This is a genomic window from Ehrlichia ruminantium (assembly GCF_009728835.1).
GTDB lineage: Bacteria > Pseudomonadota > Alphaproteobacteria > Rickettsiales > Anaplasmataceae > Ehrlichia > Ehrlichia ruminantium_B.
Map to the genome: position 1 here is coordinate 1,228,254 of NZ_CP033455.1, position 19,317 is coordinate 1,247,570.

General features: G+C 28.6%; 15 protein-coding genes and 1 tRNA gene. 5 read left to right on the forward strand and 11 right to left on the reverse strand.

Annotated features, from left to right (window positions below):
* The first annotated feature begins 516 nt into the window (after window positions 1–516).
* Window positions 517–1,293: a TrbG/VirB9 family P-type conjugative transfer protein gene (locus EDL80_RS04215; RefSeq protein WP_158406928.1), complete on the forward strand. Its 777-nt coding sequence runs from the start codon at window positions 517–519 to the stop codon at window positions 1,291–1,293.
* 96 nt (window positions 1,294–1,389) lie between these two features.
* Complete coding sequence (trxA, locus tag EDL80_RS04220) at window positions 1,390–1,713, forward strand: thioredoxin (RefSeq protein WP_158406929.1); 324 nt, start codon at window positions 1,390–1,392, stop codon at window positions 1,711–1,713.
* Window positions 1,714–2,190: 477 nt separating this feature from the next.
* Here the strand turns inward: trxA and mtaB are convergent, their stop codons facing one another.
* Both mtaB and xseB read right to left on the reverse strand, forming a co-directional pair.
* Entirely contained in the window at window positions 2,191–3,426 is a 1,236-nt protein-coding gene (gene mtaB, locus EDL80_RS04225) for a tRNA (N(6)-L-threonylcarbamoyladenosine(37)-C(2))-methylthiotransferase MtaB (protein WP_158406930.1), read from the reverse strand.
* Window positions 3,427–4,908: 1,482 nt separating this feature from the next.
* Window positions 4,909–5,097, reverse strand: a complete 189-nt coding sequence (xseB, locus tag EDL80_RS04230; protein WP_158406931.1) for an exodeoxyribonuclease VII small subunit — start codon at window positions 5,095–5,097, stop codon at window positions 4,909–4,911.
* 65 nt (window positions 5,098–5,162) lie between these two features.
* Here xseB and EDL80_RS04235 point away from each other — a divergent pair, with 65 nt between their 5' ends.
* Entirely contained in the window at window positions 5,163–5,456 is a 294-nt protein-coding gene (locus tag EDL80_RS04235; protein ID WP_158406932.1) for an ETC complex I subunit, read from the forward strand.
* 600 nt (window positions 5,457–6,056) lie between these two features.
* Here the strand turns inward: EDL80_RS04235 and EDL80_RS04240 are convergent.
* The 5 genes from EDL80_RS04240 to EDL80_RS04260 form a co-directional block, all read right to left on the reverse strand.
* A complete protein-coding gene (locus tag EDL80_RS04240) occupies window positions 6,057–6,401 on the reverse strand; it encodes a TrbC/VirB2 family protein (RefSeq protein ID WP_330998023.1) in 345 nt (114 codons plus the stop codon).
* A gap of 287 nt (window positions 6,402–6,688) precedes the next feature.
* Window positions 6,689–7,030 carry a TrbC/VirB2 family protein gene (locus EDL80_RS04245; RefSeq protein ID WP_158406934.1) on the reverse strand — a complete coding sequence of 114 codons (342 nt, stop codon included), beginning with the start codon at window positions 7,028–7,030 and terminating at the stop codon, window positions 6,689–6,691.
* Between the two features lie 313 nt (window positions 7,031–7,343).
* Window positions 7,344–7,700 (reverse strand): TrbC/VirB2 family protein, encoded by a 357-nt coding sequence (locus EDL80_RS04250; protein WP_158406935.1) that lies wholly within the window; start codon window positions 7,698–7,700, stop codon window positions 7,344–7,346.
* Window positions 7,701–7,973: 273 nt separating this feature from the next.
* A complete protein-coding gene (locus EDL80_RS04255) occupies window positions 7,974–8,348 on the reverse strand; it encodes a TrbC/VirB2 family protein (RefSeq protein ID WP_330998024.1) in 375 nt (124 codons plus the stop codon).
* A 292-nt stretch (window positions 8,349–8,640) separates the two neighbouring features.
* Window positions 8,641–8,940 carry a TrbC/VirB2 family protein gene (locus EDL80_RS04260; RefSeq protein ID WP_158406937.1) on the reverse strand — a complete coding sequence of 100 codons (300 nt, stop codon included), beginning with the start codon at window positions 8,938–8,940 and terminating at the stop codon, window positions 8,641–8,643.
* A gap of 1,047 nt (window positions 8,941–9,987) precedes the next feature.
* Between EDL80_RS04260 and EDL80_RS04265 the strand changes: the two genes are divergently transcribed.
* The gene (locus EDL80_RS04265; protein ID WP_158406938.1) at window positions 9,988–10,902 is read left to right on the forward strand and encodes an AEC family transporter; all 915 of its coding nucleotides are present in this window, start codon (window positions 9,988–9,990) and stop codon (window positions 10,900–10,902) included.
* Window positions 10,903–12,342: 1,440 nt separating this feature from the next.
* Here EDL80_RS04265 and rsmD read toward each other — a convergent pair.
* The 4 genes from rsmD to gltX all read right to left on the reverse strand — a co-directional run bounded on the left by rsmD (window position 12,343) and on the right by gltX (window position 17,150).
* Entirely contained in the window at window positions 12,343–12,900 is a 558-nt protein-coding gene (rsmD, locus tag EDL80_RS04270) for a 16S rRNA (guanine(966)-N(2))-methyltransferase RsmD (protein WP_158406939.1), read from the reverse strand.
* A 5-nt stretch (window positions 12,901–12,905) separates the two neighbouring features.
* A complete protein-coding gene (locus EDL80_RS04275; RefSeq protein ID WP_230957603.1) occupies window positions 12,906–14,120 on the reverse strand; it encodes a SurA N-terminal domain-containing protein in 1,215 nt (404 codons plus the stop codon).
* Window positions 14,121–14,523: 403 nt separating this feature from the next.
* Window positions 14,524–14,599 (reverse strand) — tRNA-His (locus tag EDL80_RS04280).
* Window positions 14,600–15,818: 1,219 nt separating this feature from the next.
* Window positions 15,819–17,150, reverse strand: a complete 1,332-nt coding sequence (gltX, locus tag EDL80_RS04285) for a glutamate--tRNA ligase (protein WP_158406941.1) — start codon at window positions 17,148–17,150, stop codon at window positions 15,819–15,821.
* 1,517 nt (window positions 17,151–18,667) lie between these two features.
* On the opposite strand from gltX, the gene EDL80_RS05190 reads away from it, so the two are divergent.
* Complete coding sequence (locus EDL80_RS05190) at window positions 18,668–19,030, forward strand: DUF2628 domain-containing protein (protein ID WP_158406942.1); 363 nt, start codon at window positions 18,668–18,670, stop codon at window positions 19,028–19,030.
* The last annotated feature ends 287 nt before the right edge of the window (window positions 19,031–19,317 follow it).

The following is a 19,317-nucleotide window of genomic DNA, read 5'->3' on the forward strand; positions in this document are numbered from 1 at the left end:
AGAATATAAGCCATTCATATACATTATTACATTAACAAAGACATACCATTCTTGAATATTGATCAAAACAGATCATATCATCTATTACTCCTCTTACTTCCATGATTAATTACAGCTTCAATCTAAGAAATAACATTTTTATAGACATATTCTCTTCAAGAATATAAGCCATTCATATACATTATTACATTAACAAAGACATATAATTCTTGGATATTGATCAAAACAGATGATATCATCCATTACTCCTCTTACTTCTATGATTAATTACAGCTTCAATCTAAGAAATAACATTTTTATAGACACACTCTTTTCAGCAACATAAAATTACCTTATGCATTACGCAAATAAAAACTTACAACACTTAAATACGGTAAGAATAAAAAAACATTGTATTTATTCCACTATTCAACACTAAGAACCAATAAAAACATTTATACTAAATCTGTATGGAGTTGTTGCAAGTTATAATATTAGTGTTAGAATAAAAAGTTATGTATCTTATGAAAGCACACAATGAAAAATTTAGCAGTAATTTTTATTTTGGTTCTACTCAGCAGTAACATTTGTTTTGCAAAACAGGAAGTACGTACCATAGCTGAAGATGACCACATTAAAGTTATAACTTACAATCCTCATGCAATTCACCAATACGTAGGATTCTATGGGTACCAATCCAGCATATTATTCGAAGAAGGAGAAAACATAGATACAATATCCATGGGTGACTCAACTGGATGGCAGTTAATTCCAAAAGGTAATCGACTGTTTATTAAACCTGTTGCAGACAAAGCAAACACCAATGCAACAATCATCACAAATAAACGAGTATATTATTTTGAATTTCTTGCAGATGAAGCTACAGGACTTGATGATCCTAGATTAGCTTATGAAGTAAGGTTTTTATATTCTGCTACTGAAAATTTCACACCAGATAGTTCAGGTATGGTATTTCCAACCAATCAAACTGGTATACCAGATTTAACTGATATTGAAACTGCAAAAAAAGGTTTAAATTTTGATTATCTAGTTTCACATAATAGAGGCAGTCAAAGGATAGTTCCTCTGAAAATTTTTGATGACAATCAATTTACTTATATGCAATTTGCACATATTAATGCAGACCTACCTTCTATATTTACTGTAGATTCAGAAGGATATGAGTCGCTAATTAATTTTCGGGTATCTGGTGACTATGTAATCATTGAGCGGGTGAGTGACGCATTTACTTTACGTTACGGCTCAGATACAGTATGCGTATTTAATAACAAGCATAAGAAAAGGAGACGTTAGAGAAAAGTAGCTATTTTTTATTATTGTCCTTGCTATAATTTATAACTACTTTACAATATATGGCAAGTTTATACTTAATTATATGGTATCAATATAATGATTGAGCAGATTGAAGATAGTAACTTTCAGGATAAAGTAGTGTCTTGTCAGGAAGATATTTTGATTTTGGTAGATTTCTGGGCCCCATGGTGCGGACCTTGTAAAAGTTTAGAACCTCAACTAGAAAAGTTAGCTCATCAGTATGTTGATAAAATCAAAATTTATAAGTTAAGCATTGACAATAACCAGGATGTTGCTATTCAATATGGTGTTAGTGCAGTCCCTACAATACTTATGTTTAAAAATGGAAAAAAATTAGCACAAGTTATTGGAGCTGATATTTCTAGAATCATTCTTGAAATAAACAATCATATAAGCTAATCAAATATTTTATATCTCTGTCGAAACAAGTAAACATTGTAACACTAATGTTATTTTTGTTTTTTGGTATACAATATGTAATAGTTTAGCACACATTTTACTTAAAAAATGCGGTAGAATATTATTCTCAAACTTTGCAATACAGAAACATTTTAAAAACAACAAAATATTAATATACTAATCATTACAAAACTACCATGAAAACGTCTCAACACTTACCAAAAAAAACAGTAGGAATATTTATTACTTCAAAATTACCATATTCCTAAGATTATATAGCAACACAGAAATAGCTTTTTGATAAAAAATACAAAAGCAAGTAGGTTTTTTCATATTAGAGTACATCAAACACTAAAAATAATAAAAACATTAATAATCGAAAGTACATAACACACACAACAACAAACTTATCTATAACATTAGAGAATATCTGTAAAATACATAACCAATATTACTTAAGGTGAGAATGATAATACTTTATATAACCTCAGCAATTAAATAATTACGTTCTACTTTTTTTATTACCACCTCAACAACACTTTGTAACTGAACATTTTGATTAAAAAACTTCACCAAAGCAAAATTTTCTGCTCTACCAGTTCCTTCTTTTTCAACAACTATACTCTGTTTTGTATGTAATAGAGTATTATAAAAACTGTGTAACCTTTTTTCAGCAATTTCACATAAACATTTTGTACGTTTTTTTTTAACTTCCGGTAAGACTTGTGGCATTCTAGCAGCTGGAGTACCTTCTCTTATTGAATATGGGAAAATATGCAGATATGAAATATTTGCTTCTTCTATCAAGCTAACTGTATCATTAAACATATCGTCAGTTTCTGTAGGAAATCCAACAATAATATCTGCACCAAACACTACATCTTTTCTAATACCACTTACTCTATTACAAAATTCGAGCACCTGATCCCTATTATGTCGACGTTTCATTCGTTTAAGGATTAAATTATTCCCAGACTGTAAACTTAAATGCAAATGCGGCATAAATCTGGGTTCACTTCCAATAATATCGATGAGATCATCTTCTATTTCTGCAACATCTATAGATGATAATCTTAATCTACGTAGCTTAGGTACAGCATCCAATACTCTTTTTATCATTACACCCAGTACACGCTGACCATAAATATCTACACCAAAATCACTAATATCAACACCTGTAAAAACAACTTCATTATACCCATTATTAACACAATCCTTTACCTGACTAATAATATCTTCAATATGCAACGAGCGATTATTCCCCCTTGCTTTAGTGATTACACAAAAAGTACACTCATGATTGCATCCATTTTGTATTTCAATCAACGCTCGAGATTTACCTGAAAACTGTGCTATTGGATCCCTTATAACTGCTTTTGAACTATCTATATCTCCTACAATAACTTTATCATTGGTAATATAGCTCTCATATTTAAGCTTATCCTCATTTCCTAGTACTTTAATCACCCCTGGCATTTTCATATAGACTTCTGGATTCAATTGAGCAGCACATCCTGCAACAATTATTTTTACATTAGTATTATCATTATAAAGCTTACGTATTTTTGCTTGTACCTGACGTTCTGCTTGACTAGTAACAGAACAAGTATGAACAACAACAACATCATTTAATTTTGCTTTTTTTAAATTATTTTTTATAACCTCACTTTCATAAAAATTTAATCTGCACCCAAAAGTAATTACTTCACTCATTATAATTTTTTAACCATAAAGTTATCATGTACATTAAATACTGAATAAAAATATCATACCCCTTAAATTAATTTGCTTAAAACTATTTCTTTCTATCCTTGTTGAACCCATCTTGTTAATTGCTAATAAAACTATATAAATCTTATAATAATCATTATAATAGTTACTATCATACTTTTACAATTCACTAGATATAAACCATACAATTTTAATAAAAATTCACCATTTGATTCATTTATATGTTTACTACAATATCAAAAGCGATCTAATAAGCACAATTTAGTACGGAACTTAATTACTAACCATTTTGTTTTAAGTATAGGATATTACCCCGGTACCCATAGTACTTTGCATTTTTTTACATGTTAAATGCTTATTGATAGATAACATAACTACCTTGTATTTCCTACCATAAGACCATTGTACCTATTACTAGGTCTTATATGACTTTCGATATTATTCCAACTGACATAACAAAAACAATTGCTTCATATTATTTTTTACATTCAATTACATATACATAAACTACTACTCCATATTCATGTAAAAAAATTTTCTATCTGTTACTATAAAACCTCTTATATCTTCGACACTTAAATAATAAAAAACAATGGTGACCTTATCATCTTGGATTCAATTATATACATATAAACTATTATTTTTCATTCCCACTAAAAGATCATTGTACACCCATCATTATATAATTTATGGTATTGATACCATTAAAAATAGTAATGGTTGCACTTGATGACTTTGTGGTAGATTAATCTTCATATGCATAGATCACCTATATCCTTATTAAAAGGCTGTCTATTTACCGTTTATAATATCATTGTACATAAATTTAAGCTGGCTGTATATATAAATTATCAATACAAAATATATACCGTTTACTACTTTACATTTACACTTTTCTAAGCAGAATAATACTGATTTATTAAGCTTACAGTTTGTTTTGATCTTATAATTTTTGAATACAAGATATAAAGTAAAATACAGACTGATATTTAATAACTACCATTTTTGACAATACTTTTTGCATAATAATGACACAGTCCTTAATATCAATAATTCTACAAGAAAAACATTCAATATAATTAAAGAATACTCATCATATAAACAGATTGCTATTTCGTTAACATGTCAAATTTAGGTTAACAACATATTTGAATAGTGATCCATAAAACCCTATCCACCTATCTTTTAACCCACAAATTACTCAATTATCATATAAGCATGTGAAAGTATTATACATATCTTTTACAACATAATCACTAGTAAATAATACTATTAGATTACATTATATAGAACAACATAATTCCCAATACATAATACTGTTAATAAAAATATCCTACTACTTCCTCAGAATACAAATTTCTCAATACACTTAAGCTGATTACACCAAATATATTCACGACATAGATGTAAAAAACATAAAACTACATTTTCCCTAATAAATTACCTATGAAAAGGTATCATCACCTATTCTCTGATTTCAATTTTGAGTTCTATATCTTCAATAACTTTATTACAGTATTCATACAATTCTTTACCACGACTATATAGCTCAACACTCCTAGCCAAACTTACTTCTCCAGACTCCAGTTCTTTCACTATACACTCTAACTGTTCTATAGCAGTTTCAAAAGTATACTCATCATTAATAGACATAAATTATTATTTAGTATATACATTATATAACGTAACAACTTTTTTATAGAAGAACAAGTATCAACATGTATGCAAAAATATATCGACCAGCTAAGAGTGTCATGCAATCTGGAAACAACAAATCTAGATCATGGAAATTAGAATTTGCACCATCAAGTAGTCAATATATAGAACCATTAATGAAATGGACTGGTTCTTGTGACACAAGACAGCAAGTATGTTTGTTTTTTCCAACAAGAGAACAAGCTATAAAATATGCAACCACACATAACATCAGGTACATAATTTTACAGGAACATCAGCGCACTATTACTCCAAAATCCTATGCTGATAATTTCACAAGACTCAGGGGAATATAAAAAATACATAATGTTAGCCACATATGCATTATATTTTAGAGTTCGTCAGTTAATTAATATACAATAAACACTTAATTCAGAACAACTAAAGTATACCTTAATTTTCAAAAGTTATGTTTTACTTTAACAATTGCTTTAATACTTAAGTATATATCCTATCCATACAGTAATACCCTAATTACAACGTAGTCATACAGGCTATATACACAGATATCCCAATCTTATAGATACTAAATTTTACAGAGATAACTTTACAAAACCTAGCAACATAAGAAATAAGTAACATACATAACACATGCTATTATCATATAAAGTGTAATACCCTACAATTATTACTATACACAAACCAATAAATCATGAATATTCTTAAAAATACTTTATATAAATGTCACATCCTATAAAACAGCAAGGCAGATCAATACAAAAACTTACATACTAACCTACTCTCAGCAACACTAAAAACCACAAAATAATGTAACTAACACATCTTACAGACAAGAAAATCAATACTGACTAAAACTTAAATGCTAAAAAAACCTCAAACATATACTCGATAAACTTGTGAAATATTGATCACAAAAACAGGTTATTATATCTTTGTTATTGTTTTTTACAAACATCTTGTTCTTGAGTACTACCATTACCAGTCACTCCAACTCCTTTAGCAAATTTAGTCATCAACTTACCAGCACCAAAAAATATTGCCGTAAATACAACAAGCATTACTATTGCTGGCCATGGCAGTTTACCAAATATTGCCATGATACTCGAACCCAATATCACTCCTGTCATAATTGGTAAACCCAGCGTTTGGACAAAACCTATAACATTACATATAACTTTAGTTACTGTATCCTCCTCAGATTTTGCCGCCTCTGCTGCCACTGCTACTTTAACACTCGCTAAGGATACATTACCTGTAAATCCTAGTATTATAAAAAACACCAATAAAACCTTAATCTTACAACTCCATGCATAAATTTATATATAGTCCTACATCTATTACCACCTACTAATTAATAAATCCTGAACATATGACTACACCAAATACTTTATATAAGTACCATGTTTTATTAAGTTAAAAGGATATATCAATACATAAAACTATACATTCATTTACTTCTAAGCAATATTCATCATCGTCACCAAGTAATACCACTAATGCATACCTTATTATAAATTAGGAAATTAAACCTAACTAACTTAAAATCACAAAAACATAATGACCACTTTTACTTTTTTGGACTATTACATTCACTACCAGTAACTCCAGATCCTTCAGCAAATTTAGCCATTATTTTACCAGCTCCAAAAAATATTGCTGTAAACACAACAAGCATTACTATTGCTGGCCATGGCAGTTTACCAAATATTGCCATGATACTCGAACCCAATATCACTCCTGTCATAATTGGCAAACCCAATCCTTGCACAAAATTGATAACATTACATATGACTTTAGTTACAGTATCATTATTCTCCCCCCCCCCTGCTGCTGCGTTGCTTCCATTAGCAGCAGACACATTACCTATAAATCCTAGAATGATAAAAAATACCAAAAAAACCCTTATCATACATCCCTCATGAATAAACTCATAATAATCTTTACCTATTACTATCTATTGATAAATAAATCCTAAATATTTGATTACACTAAATACTTTATATAAATACCATGTTCTATTAAGTTAAAAGGATATGTTAGTACATAAAACTATACACTTACTTACCTTTAAGTAACATTAACCAAAGCTATAAAACAATGTTAGTAATATATCTCACACACAAGAAAATCAACACTCACTAAAACTTAAATGTTAAAAAGCTTCAAACATACTTGATAAGTTTTTGAAATATTGATCACAAAAAAAGCTATTATTATTTACCTTATGTTGATGAACAAACATCTGTTTGGGTACTGCCTGTACCATTAGTACCAGGAACCCCAACTCCTTTAGCAAATTTAGTCATCAACTTACCAGCCCCAAAAAATATTGCCGTAAATACAACAAGCATCACTATTGCTGGCCATGGTAACTTACCAAATATTGCCATGATACTCGAACCCAATATCACTCCCGTCATAATTGGTAAACCAAGTTTCTGAACAAAACCTATAACATTACATATGACTGTAGTTACTGTATCCTTTTCCGCAGCTGCCTGTTGTTGACCATTAGCATTAGACATATTACCTATAAAACCTACAACAATTATAAGAAACATGAAAAAAATTTTAACCATATATACTACCATCATACAACAAGGTAAACTCTCACTAATATATTACGATTCTCTTTAACAGTACCATAATCTATATACAAACCATTATACAGACACTACCAATCTTAATTTAAGAATATTACCTATATGCACATCAATACAAATAATTCACCCTAAATGAATTTTACTGATAATAGAACCCTACTAATAGAACATTTACAACATTATCAATAAAAAACACAATATAACCCGTATGTAAACATAGAAAACTATTTCACATACTTTTATAATTATTTATTGTAAAGACGCAACTATTACTTTTGCTGCTGCAGGAGCTGGACTTGTACACTCTTTACCACCTGCCCCAACTCCGTTAGCAAATTTAACCATTATTTTACCAGCTCCAAAAAATATCGCTGTAAATACAACAAGCATTACTATTGCTGGCCATGGTAGTTTACCAAATATTGCCATTATACTTGAACCCAATATCACTCCTGTCATAATTGGCAAACCCAGTCCTTGTACAAAATTGATAACATTACATATAACTTTAGTTACAGTATCCTCCTCAGAATTTGCATTTGCTGTTGTCACTGTAACATTTGCTAATGATACATTTCCTATAAACTCTAGCATTATAAAAAACACCAACAAAACCTTAATCACACAACTCCATACATAAATTCACATATAATCCTACATCTATTACCACCTACTAATTAATAAATTCTGAATATATGATTACACTAAATACTTTGTATAAGTACCATGTTTTATTAAGCTAAAAAGATATCATTAGTATATAAAATTACACACCCATTTATCATTATCACCAAGTAATATCACTAATGCACATCTTATTACAAACCAGGAAATTAAAACTAACTAACTTAAATGCTAAAAAACTTAAAATATATTTGAGAAATCTTTGACATATTTACCATAAAAGAGGATATTGCTACTTATTATTTTTTTGTGTGCAAACATCTTCATTTCCATTGGTAGCACCAGTCACTCCGGCCCCTTTGGCAAATTTAGTCATCAACTTACCAGCACCAAAAAATATTGCTGTAAATACAACAAGCATTACTATCGCTGGCCATGGCAGTTTACCAAATATTGCCATTATACTTGAGCCCAATATTACTCCTGTCATAATTGGTAAACCAAGTTTCTGAACAAAACCTATAACATTACATATAACTGTAGTTACCGTATCATCTGAGCCATTCACCCCCCCCCCCAGCACTTTGGGCATTTGCACCAGCAGCAGATAAATTACTTACAAACCCCAGCATTATAAAAAATACCAATAAGACCCTTTTCATACACACTCCATGAAAAATTCATAATAATCTTTACATCTATTTATCATTCATTGATTAATAAATTCTGAGTGTTTGATTACATCAAATATTCTATATAAACATCATATTCTCTCAAGTACGAAGATATGCTTAGTATATATACGTCAACATATTAACCTACACAATATCCCACTAAGAAAAAGAACTTACTACACTAACTCATATAATAACATCAGTAAGAAGCCATAGTATTTTACTTAATAAATTGTACACACATATTCAATGACCGATCTCAACTAACTAATAACAACATCTATCTCAGTACTTTCAGTTACATTATAATATACGTTCTTTCTTCCATAACCAGTAATTCAAATGGTCTATAAGCTCACATTCATTCCAAAATTAACAGTATCAAAGACATAACAAAAGGCTATAACTGTAATGTAAAACAAGTATAATTAAATACTTCATTACTATTACATTAACATAAACCATATTAATTATAGTAACATGCTAGACAGATGATTATCGTAATAAAGTACAATAACGTCAGTTTTAGCTGTAAATGCTATATTATTCATGACTTGACACACAGTAATATGTTTGAATACGATATTTATAGATTTATAGTAATATTAAAAATATCATATCACTAAGACGCGTTATTATTCATCCTACCAATAATCTATTTCATAGATATAATACATATTACTGTGAAAAAATTTATAATATCCAGAAATAGTTTTAGCAATATCCTACTACAATAATGCATGTTTATTGAACATCAATTAATTTAATTATATAACACACTATGTATAGATTTAATATTCACTCAACACATTATCTCAATATCAAATCTTAATAAATTAAGTACTATATCCTTTTCAATTATTAAATTTTTATTTTATAGATATATTTTTCACAATTCTATAGTTGTAAAGCAATTCATATTTATGATACAGTATCCCATCAATATAATATCACATTAAAAAATTATGTTCTTAGTCCTACTACTTAAGATCTTACCTGTATACATAACAGTATTGCTAGGCTTTATTTCAGGGAAACTCTTAAAGATAGACAGTCCTAGCATAGCAAAACTATTGTTTTACATTGTAGGACCGCTTGTCATATTTTTTGGTATATCCCAAGTACACATTAACCCAGAAATTTTATCATTACCATTTTTAACATGTCTGATATGCTGTATCATGTCAACTATAGTATATTACACATCTGCATTCGTTTTTCGAGATAATACAAGAAACATTCTAGCATTCAGTTCTGGAAGCTCAAGTATGGGTTTTTTTGGCCTACCACTAGCCCTTGCAATGTTTGACGATAATACAGTATCAATATATCTATTCTGCTATGTAGGAATGTTAATATTCGAAAATAGCTTTGGTTTTTATCTTGCAACACAAGGAATATATACCACCAAAAAATGCTTGATCAAACTAATTACATTACCGGCAGTTTATGCTGCTATTGCCGCATTATCCTGTAGTTACTTCCATATAACTATTCCAACTTTTCTATCTGATTTTGCAGTGAATATCAGAGGTACTTATGTTATATTAGGAATGATGCTACTTGGTGTAGCAGTTGCAAACATCAAGAATTTAAGTATAGACTGGAAACTAATTTCATTAGCTGTAATCATAAAATACATACTCTGGCCTGCCTTAGTGATTGGATACATCATAATAGATAAGTTGACCTTTCAATTATATGATAATGACATATATAGAGCATTAATACTCATAGCAATAGTTCCAATGTCAGGTACCAGTATAATATTAGCAACAATATTAAACAATAACCCAGATAAGATAGCACTTATGTTGTTAATCAACACAATTATAGGACTATTTTACGTGCCTATGATGATTTCATTATTATTATCATAAATAAGAATCACACATAATAATTAATGCAATACAAATGTTAATACGTGCATCATATTCAATGCAATTAATGTTCCTGAAATAAAAAGTAAGCATTTCATTTTCAAACTGTAGTCTAAACACAGTTTATTAAGCAGTTAGACATACTTTCAAAGTAATATTAATAATTCTTACTTATATCATCAAGTATGCTATTTACCAATTTACAGTAAAAACTTATAGCAATTTATTATGCTCATTACACACTAATCACCATAGTTTCAGATAAATTTTATCAATATAATCACTCTACAATTGACTTTAGATACTTCAATAGTGGGTATTATAACCAAACATACTGTTTTTACAACACACTGGCTAAGTTATTGTAACATCTTACTACATACCACAATTACAACTGCAAATAAGTTTCATAACATACAATCACCCTACAATTAACTTCAAACACTTCATATAGTAGAAAAACTCATAATGATATTCTTATCACTAAGGTTACATTACTTTTACAGCACACTAGTCAAGTTATTGTGACACCTTATTACATACCAACAATCACAATTATAAACAAGTTTCATAACACATAATCACCCTACAATTGACTTAAAACACTTCATATAGTAGAAAAATTCATAATGATATTCTTATCACTAAGGTACATTACTTTTACAACATACTAGTTAACTTATTGTCATATCTTCACAAATATACCAATATTCACAATTGTAAATTAAGCTTTATAATATGTAATCAGTTCTAGATATTTTAACTTTAGGAAAATTTATAATTATATTTGTATAACTAGATATGTTGCCTATTTATAACACACTAGTTAGGTCATCATTATATATTCATTACATATTATATTTACAATATATAATAACTACTTCACACTAATTGCTATACCCTAACGGTAAGAAAATCTATATTATGTTCTTTTTATAACAAATACTCCCTTTCCTATAAAACATTAGTTAAACTACAATTAATCAACTCCTTCATAATATATCACATCTATATAGGCAACAAACTATCATCTATAACTCCAAAGCTAAATAAATTATTACTTTGAATCTACAACAACAAATTACATAGCTGTACCCTTCATTCTACAGTTAATGTTATAGTAACTAACATGACAACTATGACAAAAATACACTTCCGTATAAAACCATTAAAATGTATTGCCTATAATTTTAAAATCAACAAACTTGAATTATTACTACTCAATTACAACTAACATATAGAAAAACCTTTTCACAATCATTACAGCTAATATCCATAGTATAAGTTACAATCCAACAATAACATTTTTTACAAAATTACTAGCAATTTAAGACAACAACATTTACCCTAATGATATATGAAGTTTGGTTAATAAGAGTAAGTTCTCCATTACTAATAATCACCCCATCCTAATAAACAAATAGCTTAATATGCAAAATACTACGCTTCTTTACTACACTGTAACATGATTACCTTAGAAGTTCCATAAGTACGCTCAACTAATATATGATATCCTGCTGGAAAAACAACAGATGTCTTTTTATTTACTCGCACCATAATCATACTATTATTCCTAACCCAATTGAAATTAATGAGAATATTAAGAGTGATATCAACTAACATAGGATTATTATATGGAGGATCAACAAAAACAATATCATATTGATCATTTGCGATAGATAATCTTTCTACATCACAACACATTAATACAACATTATCTATTAAACCAAGATACTCAGATGTTTGTTTAACCAAACGTAAATTATAATGGTTAATATCAACTAATAGAGCACTTGCTGCACCTCTAGATAATGCCTCAAAAGATAACGAACCACTACCACAAAATAAATCAAGCACCTTACTGCCTTGAATGCTCATACGAGATGAGATGATATTAAAAACTGATTCTCTGACTATAGACATAGCAGGACGAGCATCTAAAAACTTATCAGAAAATATTTTACGTCCCCGATATTTTCCAGATGTAATACGTAACATAACAACTAATTATATTTTTCAATTAAAGAATTCTTCTTCATAGTAGACAATAAGTATTCACTTTGCATTTCTAACTTTTCCATATATAGCTTTTGCTTAATCATGTTAATATCACTAACAGAATCACCAGCTTTACCTTTTGTCACATTACATAACATAATGATATTTACAGCATCACCATTAGGAACTTCTACTATACCACCAACATTAAGAGATTGTAATTTGTTCTGTATTTTCACAGATAAGTCTTTTACCTTTGTGACAAAACTTGATGGAGCAGGCAAACCAAGTTCAACCGCAAGATTATGAAAATTCTCACACTTAGCTTTAGTTTTTAGTACACTAACCTGATCAAAATACTTTTTACTTTCTTGAGCACCCAAGTATATTTGCCATAGATCTACATCGCTATTTGCAAATTCTTTACCTATCTCAAATTTGTCAAGTAATTTTATAATTAAGTTACCATACTCGGTTTTAACAGGACCAATTACATCGCCAACCTTAGCATTAAGCAACTGGTTAGCTAATACTACATCAATATCCTGAACATTAACACTAATTTCTTCAAATAATGATCCTTTTACACGATTTTTAATATTCTCAATATTTACCCCATCACGTAAATCATTAATCACATTATTAGTGACATGATCATCATTCATATTCACTGGCAATACAACCTCTTGAATATGAGCAAATATATCCAATCCGTTAGGAGATAGAATACTCTCTTGGCTATCTACAATTTCTTTATTACTAACATTAATATAAGGCACAACCTTTAGCATTAAGATTTTATTCCACATTAATTTAGACTTTATATGCTGTATTAACATATCATAATCTAATCCTTGCTGTTCAACATAAGATTTAAAATCATTACTGTTATTCCCTTTGTGGTTAGAACCTCTCATAACAAACAACTGGTTAACAGCTGCTAGAACTTCCTGTTCACTTACAGTTATCTTAAGTTTCTCAGCCTCTTGTTTCCATATATATTCATCAATAAGAGAATCCAATGCTACCTTCTCAGATGTATCATCACTAAGATTGTAAAAGAATTTATTTATAGCAACACGTTTTTCTAAATCTAGGCTAGAAATTAATTCACCATTAACCGTAGCTACTATTTTTACATTGGCAAAAGCATTAGTACAATAGAATATCAACAATAAAAAAAACAACCCTATTGTATGATTACGCATATGAATTATCATTAACAAGTCCTCTTACTAACTATTATATAAAAATACAGTAATGTCAAAAATTCTTTCACCACTATAAAAATATACAAACACAATACCCAAAACTACTTCCAAATACGATACCAAAAATAAAAAAACAGATAAAAGCAGATTTTTAATATCCAAATATAACAGACTCACATATTAAATACACATTAAGTACTACTTAAAAAATAATAATAGCCACTCACAAAAATACACATAAGCACATCATTTATCAAAAAAATATCTTTTATACTCAATAAAACTAATAACCTAAACCTCATAAAATTCCATAAACTAACACTAAGGAAGATGAAAATAGATTATATCGCCCAAAGGATATTTATATATCAATATCTATTGATACAAAAACTGTGAAAATACTCAATAAAAATGGGGCGAATGACCAGGATCGAACTGGCGACCGTCAGTGCCACAAACTGATGCTCTACCAACTGAGCTACATCCGCCATATTTTAAGTAATAAATGACTCAGTATTTCTACCACAACAAAAATACAAATTCAACACTGATTTACTACACAATTTTATATGTATAAACCAAAACCGTAAAACTAAGATAATAAATCTAATGACAATAATCAAACTAACACTATCGATTCAATAATAAATAACCCTATAAATATATCAACTAATAAAAAATATTTATATGTTATCTTAACTAACAAGAATTTAATCCACAAATTAAAAAATGCATAATTACTTACTCATAAGTGTTATCTGTCAATCAACTTATCAAAGCATAATTTTTTACGTACTAGGTAGCTATAGGTAAGAATTGCAAAATACTTACTACATAATTGAATTCTATATCCCATTCATTTTTTCACATAATCACTATCACACATGAGATACACTATAGTTAATAGAGTGCGTTATCATAAAACACCAACAACAAATCAGAATACTCATTAATAATAACATATTCAAAATCTATTAAACATATTAACATTAACTATATTAATAGACAAAATGCACACACAATAAAATCTCATACAATAGTGAATTCATCATAAGTATATTAATAATAATTAGCGTAATGCAAACCAACTAACAAATAATAGCTTACAACAAAATATAACAAGAAACTAATCCAATTATGAAAATACTTACATAATATATCACATAGTAATAGATAAATCATTTCTTGATCAAAATCACATACGATTTATAAACACTAAATTAGTAATAACTTATATCAATTAAATACCTCTGTGTATGCAATCCTGTAAAATACACTATTATTTTAAACCTATCAGAAGAATAACATTAAATACATTTAACATTAGAAAATAACTATGTATGATAGATCACACTCTAAACTAAATGAATGTGTGCAATTGTTTACATATGAAAGAAATCAATTTCTAAAAATTCATCCATTATAAATTCAATCACCTAATATTTCTCTTTAAGTATGAACTAACAATTTTGCAAATTCGAGATCAATAAACATCTAAATAAAATGTTACAAGACATCAATAAAATACTTGATTATTGTATTCTCAGATAACAAACATCATCTACTGAACATATCACAAGTAACCTGTATATGCTTACATTGCATCAAAAAAACAATAATTTAATAGATCTATATACACAAGTACTGTAAAGTTAATACACACACTAGTAAGCTACATTTAACTTTTCCATAACTGATAAACAAAGCTTAGCATATGTCAGAATAACTAAGCCTACGAACAATTTCTGTTTTACCAAGTAAAGGCAACAATTTTGCAAGCTCCGGACCAGTAGACAATCCAGTTAATACCAATCTTAAAGGAAGGAATATATCCTTAGGTTTACGATCAGTTTCCCTTTTAATATTAGTTATCCACATTTTCCAAGTATCATGATTAATTTCTCCCTCAGGAAATACACTTAAAGCCATCTTTATAAAATCTTTATCAGATTTATTAATCACCGGTACAATATTCTGACTACAAATTTCCATCCATTTTTTAACATCTGAAAACTTTTCTACATTTCCAGAGATGAAATACCATAAATCTGGAGAAGTTACATTTAAATCGCGTAACCTACTTTCAACATCTGAAAATGACATCTTGTGCAACACCTTAGGATTTAATTTGACTATATCATCTATATTAAATTGAGTAGGCGCTTGACTAAACTTTGTGATATCAAAAGCATCAATCAAATCCTGCATCTTCGTGTGCACAATTATTGGATCAGAGGTACCTATTTTCGCAAAATAACTATTAATAGCCATAGGTTCCAATTCATAAGATTGCAAATCTTTTACACTAAAACCACCAACTCTTTTTGATATCTTACTATCATTACAATATAAAAGAGATAAATGTGAAAATACAGGAATACTAGCCTTTAAAGCATGAAACATTTGTATTTGTACTGCAGTATTACTTATATGATCCTCTCCACGAATAATATGAGTGATATTAAAATCTATATCATCTATTACAGATGGTAACATATAGGTATACGTGCCATCTGCCCTTTTCACAATTGGATCACTAATATTTTCGGGGTTAAATGACACATTCCCACGCACTTCATCATACCAACTTATTAATCGATTCTGATCAATCTTAAATCTAAAATACACAGCCTGTCCAAAATATTGATTCTTTTCTTCCTGTGTTAACCTAAGTGCACTTCTATCATAAATAGGTGGTAGTCCTAGTTTTAGCTGCATCTTTCGTTTAAAATCTAGTTCTTCTTTACTTTCATAGCAAGGGTATACTAATTCTTCCTTTAACAGGTAATCAAATACTTCATCATAACGGTCAAATCTAGAAGATTGTTTAATTTCAGAATCCCAATCTATATGTAACCACTTTAGGTCATTTGCAATCTCACTTTTATATTCATCACTTGATCTTTGAAGATCAGTATCATCAAACCTAAGTAACAGCTTACCTTTTTTACTACGAGTATATAACCAACATATCAAAGCAGTTCTTACATTACCAACATGCAAATAACCTGTTGGACTTGGAGCAAAACGCGTCATCATAATTAAGATCCCCTTAAGCAAACCTTACTATTGTGCTACATTAAGAATTATTTTCAAGTACCATTGATGCATACCTAAAGCATAGGGTAACAACATTCAGCACTCAACAAACACAATATATCTACAATGATAATGCAAAAATCCTATTTAACTCACCTCTCAAGCATTAATCTAACATTCCATAATTTTATTAAGTCAGTGTCCTATAATACACAGCGTTAGTATTGATCATGATTATAACAGATCTAGGTATATATGTGAAAAACATAAATAATCACCTTTACGTAGATTTTTTCTTTCAATTTATTAATTACAAAGTATTAACTCAAAACTTAAGATTTTACTAAGTAAGTGATCCTATGGGATACAGCTTTAGCATTGATCATGATATTATAACAGATCCAGGTATATAGTGATAACACATAAATAATCACCTTTACGTAGATTTTTTCTTTCAATTTACTAATCACAAAGTATTAACTCAAAACTTAAGATTTTACTAAGTAAGTGATCCTATGGGATACAGCTTTAGCATTGATCATGATATTATAACAGATCCAGGTATATAGTGATAACATATAAATAATCACCTTTACGTAGATTTTTTCTTTCAGTTTACTAATCACAAAGTATTAACTCAAAACTTAAGATTTTACTAAGTAAGTGATCCTATGGGATACAGCTTTAGCATTGATCATGATATTATATTATAACAGATCCAAGTATATAGTGATAACACATAAATAATCACCTTTACGTAGATTTTTTCTTTCAATTTACTAATCACAAAGTATTAACTCAAAACTTAAGATTTTACTAAGTAAGTGATCCTATGGGATACAGCTTTAGCATTGATCATGATATTATAACAGATCCAGGTATATATGTGATAACATACAAATAATCACCTTTACGTAGATTTTTTTTAATTTACTAATTACAAAGTACCAACTCAAAATTTAATATCCTATCAAGTCAGTGTCTTACAATGGACAGTTTTAGTACTAACTATGATATTATATACACATATGATAATATACAAATAATCAATCTTATATAGGTTTTCCCTCTACAAGTATATTTAATTTGTTATACAATACAAACATGACCTAAAACATAATCTCATCCATAATTAGTATAAAATAACTACAATTGTTCTAGTTTTAGAACTTTATATACACCGATTTAATATCCAGAAACGTTTTGCACAAACCTTATTAATTTGTTTAAATCGTTATCATAAAATATAATTTTTGCTTAATCATCAAACGTGAAGCATACCACACAATTTATTATTTGATATATAATTAAAACAGTAAGAAAAAATAACAGAACTACATTCTGTTAAATCATACTTGTACACTAGATACATATAAAGAATACGTAACTTGTATTATTAATGTTATCTTTATAGACATATATACATCTACATAACAAAAGATATTATACTTTTTATTTACTAAACTTAGTTTTAATCATATTATTACACTATACAATAGCAAATACATAATTACATTATGCATTCCTTTATAATATACAAACATCCAAAGAAAGACTCTTTAATTTTCGTTCAGGATGGGTTTTCACCTATGGCATTCATATTCACAATTTTCTTTACTTTATACAATAAGTTATGGTTTATGTCATTAATATCACTATGTGTATTTACTGGAACATATACTATGTATTCTTACTTACATTGTATTAGTAATTTTACTTATTTACTACTTAATTTAGTATACGCTCTTTACATGGCTACATCTTATTCTAGTTGGTACCGTACAAAATTAAAAAGAATGGGATATAGAATATGTAACGTAATATTTGCAGAAAATTTGATAGATGCAAAGCTCAAATTACAAGACAAAGGCTTTTTTTAGGTTATTATTTATTCTTAACTATGACCAAGATGCGTTAATAAGTCATCAAGTATGTACTTTTTATATACAAAATCTCATACAAGTTACACACACAAAATTAAAAAATGAATATAAAATATGTAGTGTAATATCTGCGTAGAAAACCTAATTACTGTAAAGCTTAAAATTATAAAACAAAGGTTCTTTAGGTTATTATTTATTCTCAACTATAACCAAGATGTACTAATACATTATCAAATATATATTCCTTATATACCAAATCCCACACAAGCTAATACTTCACAAAA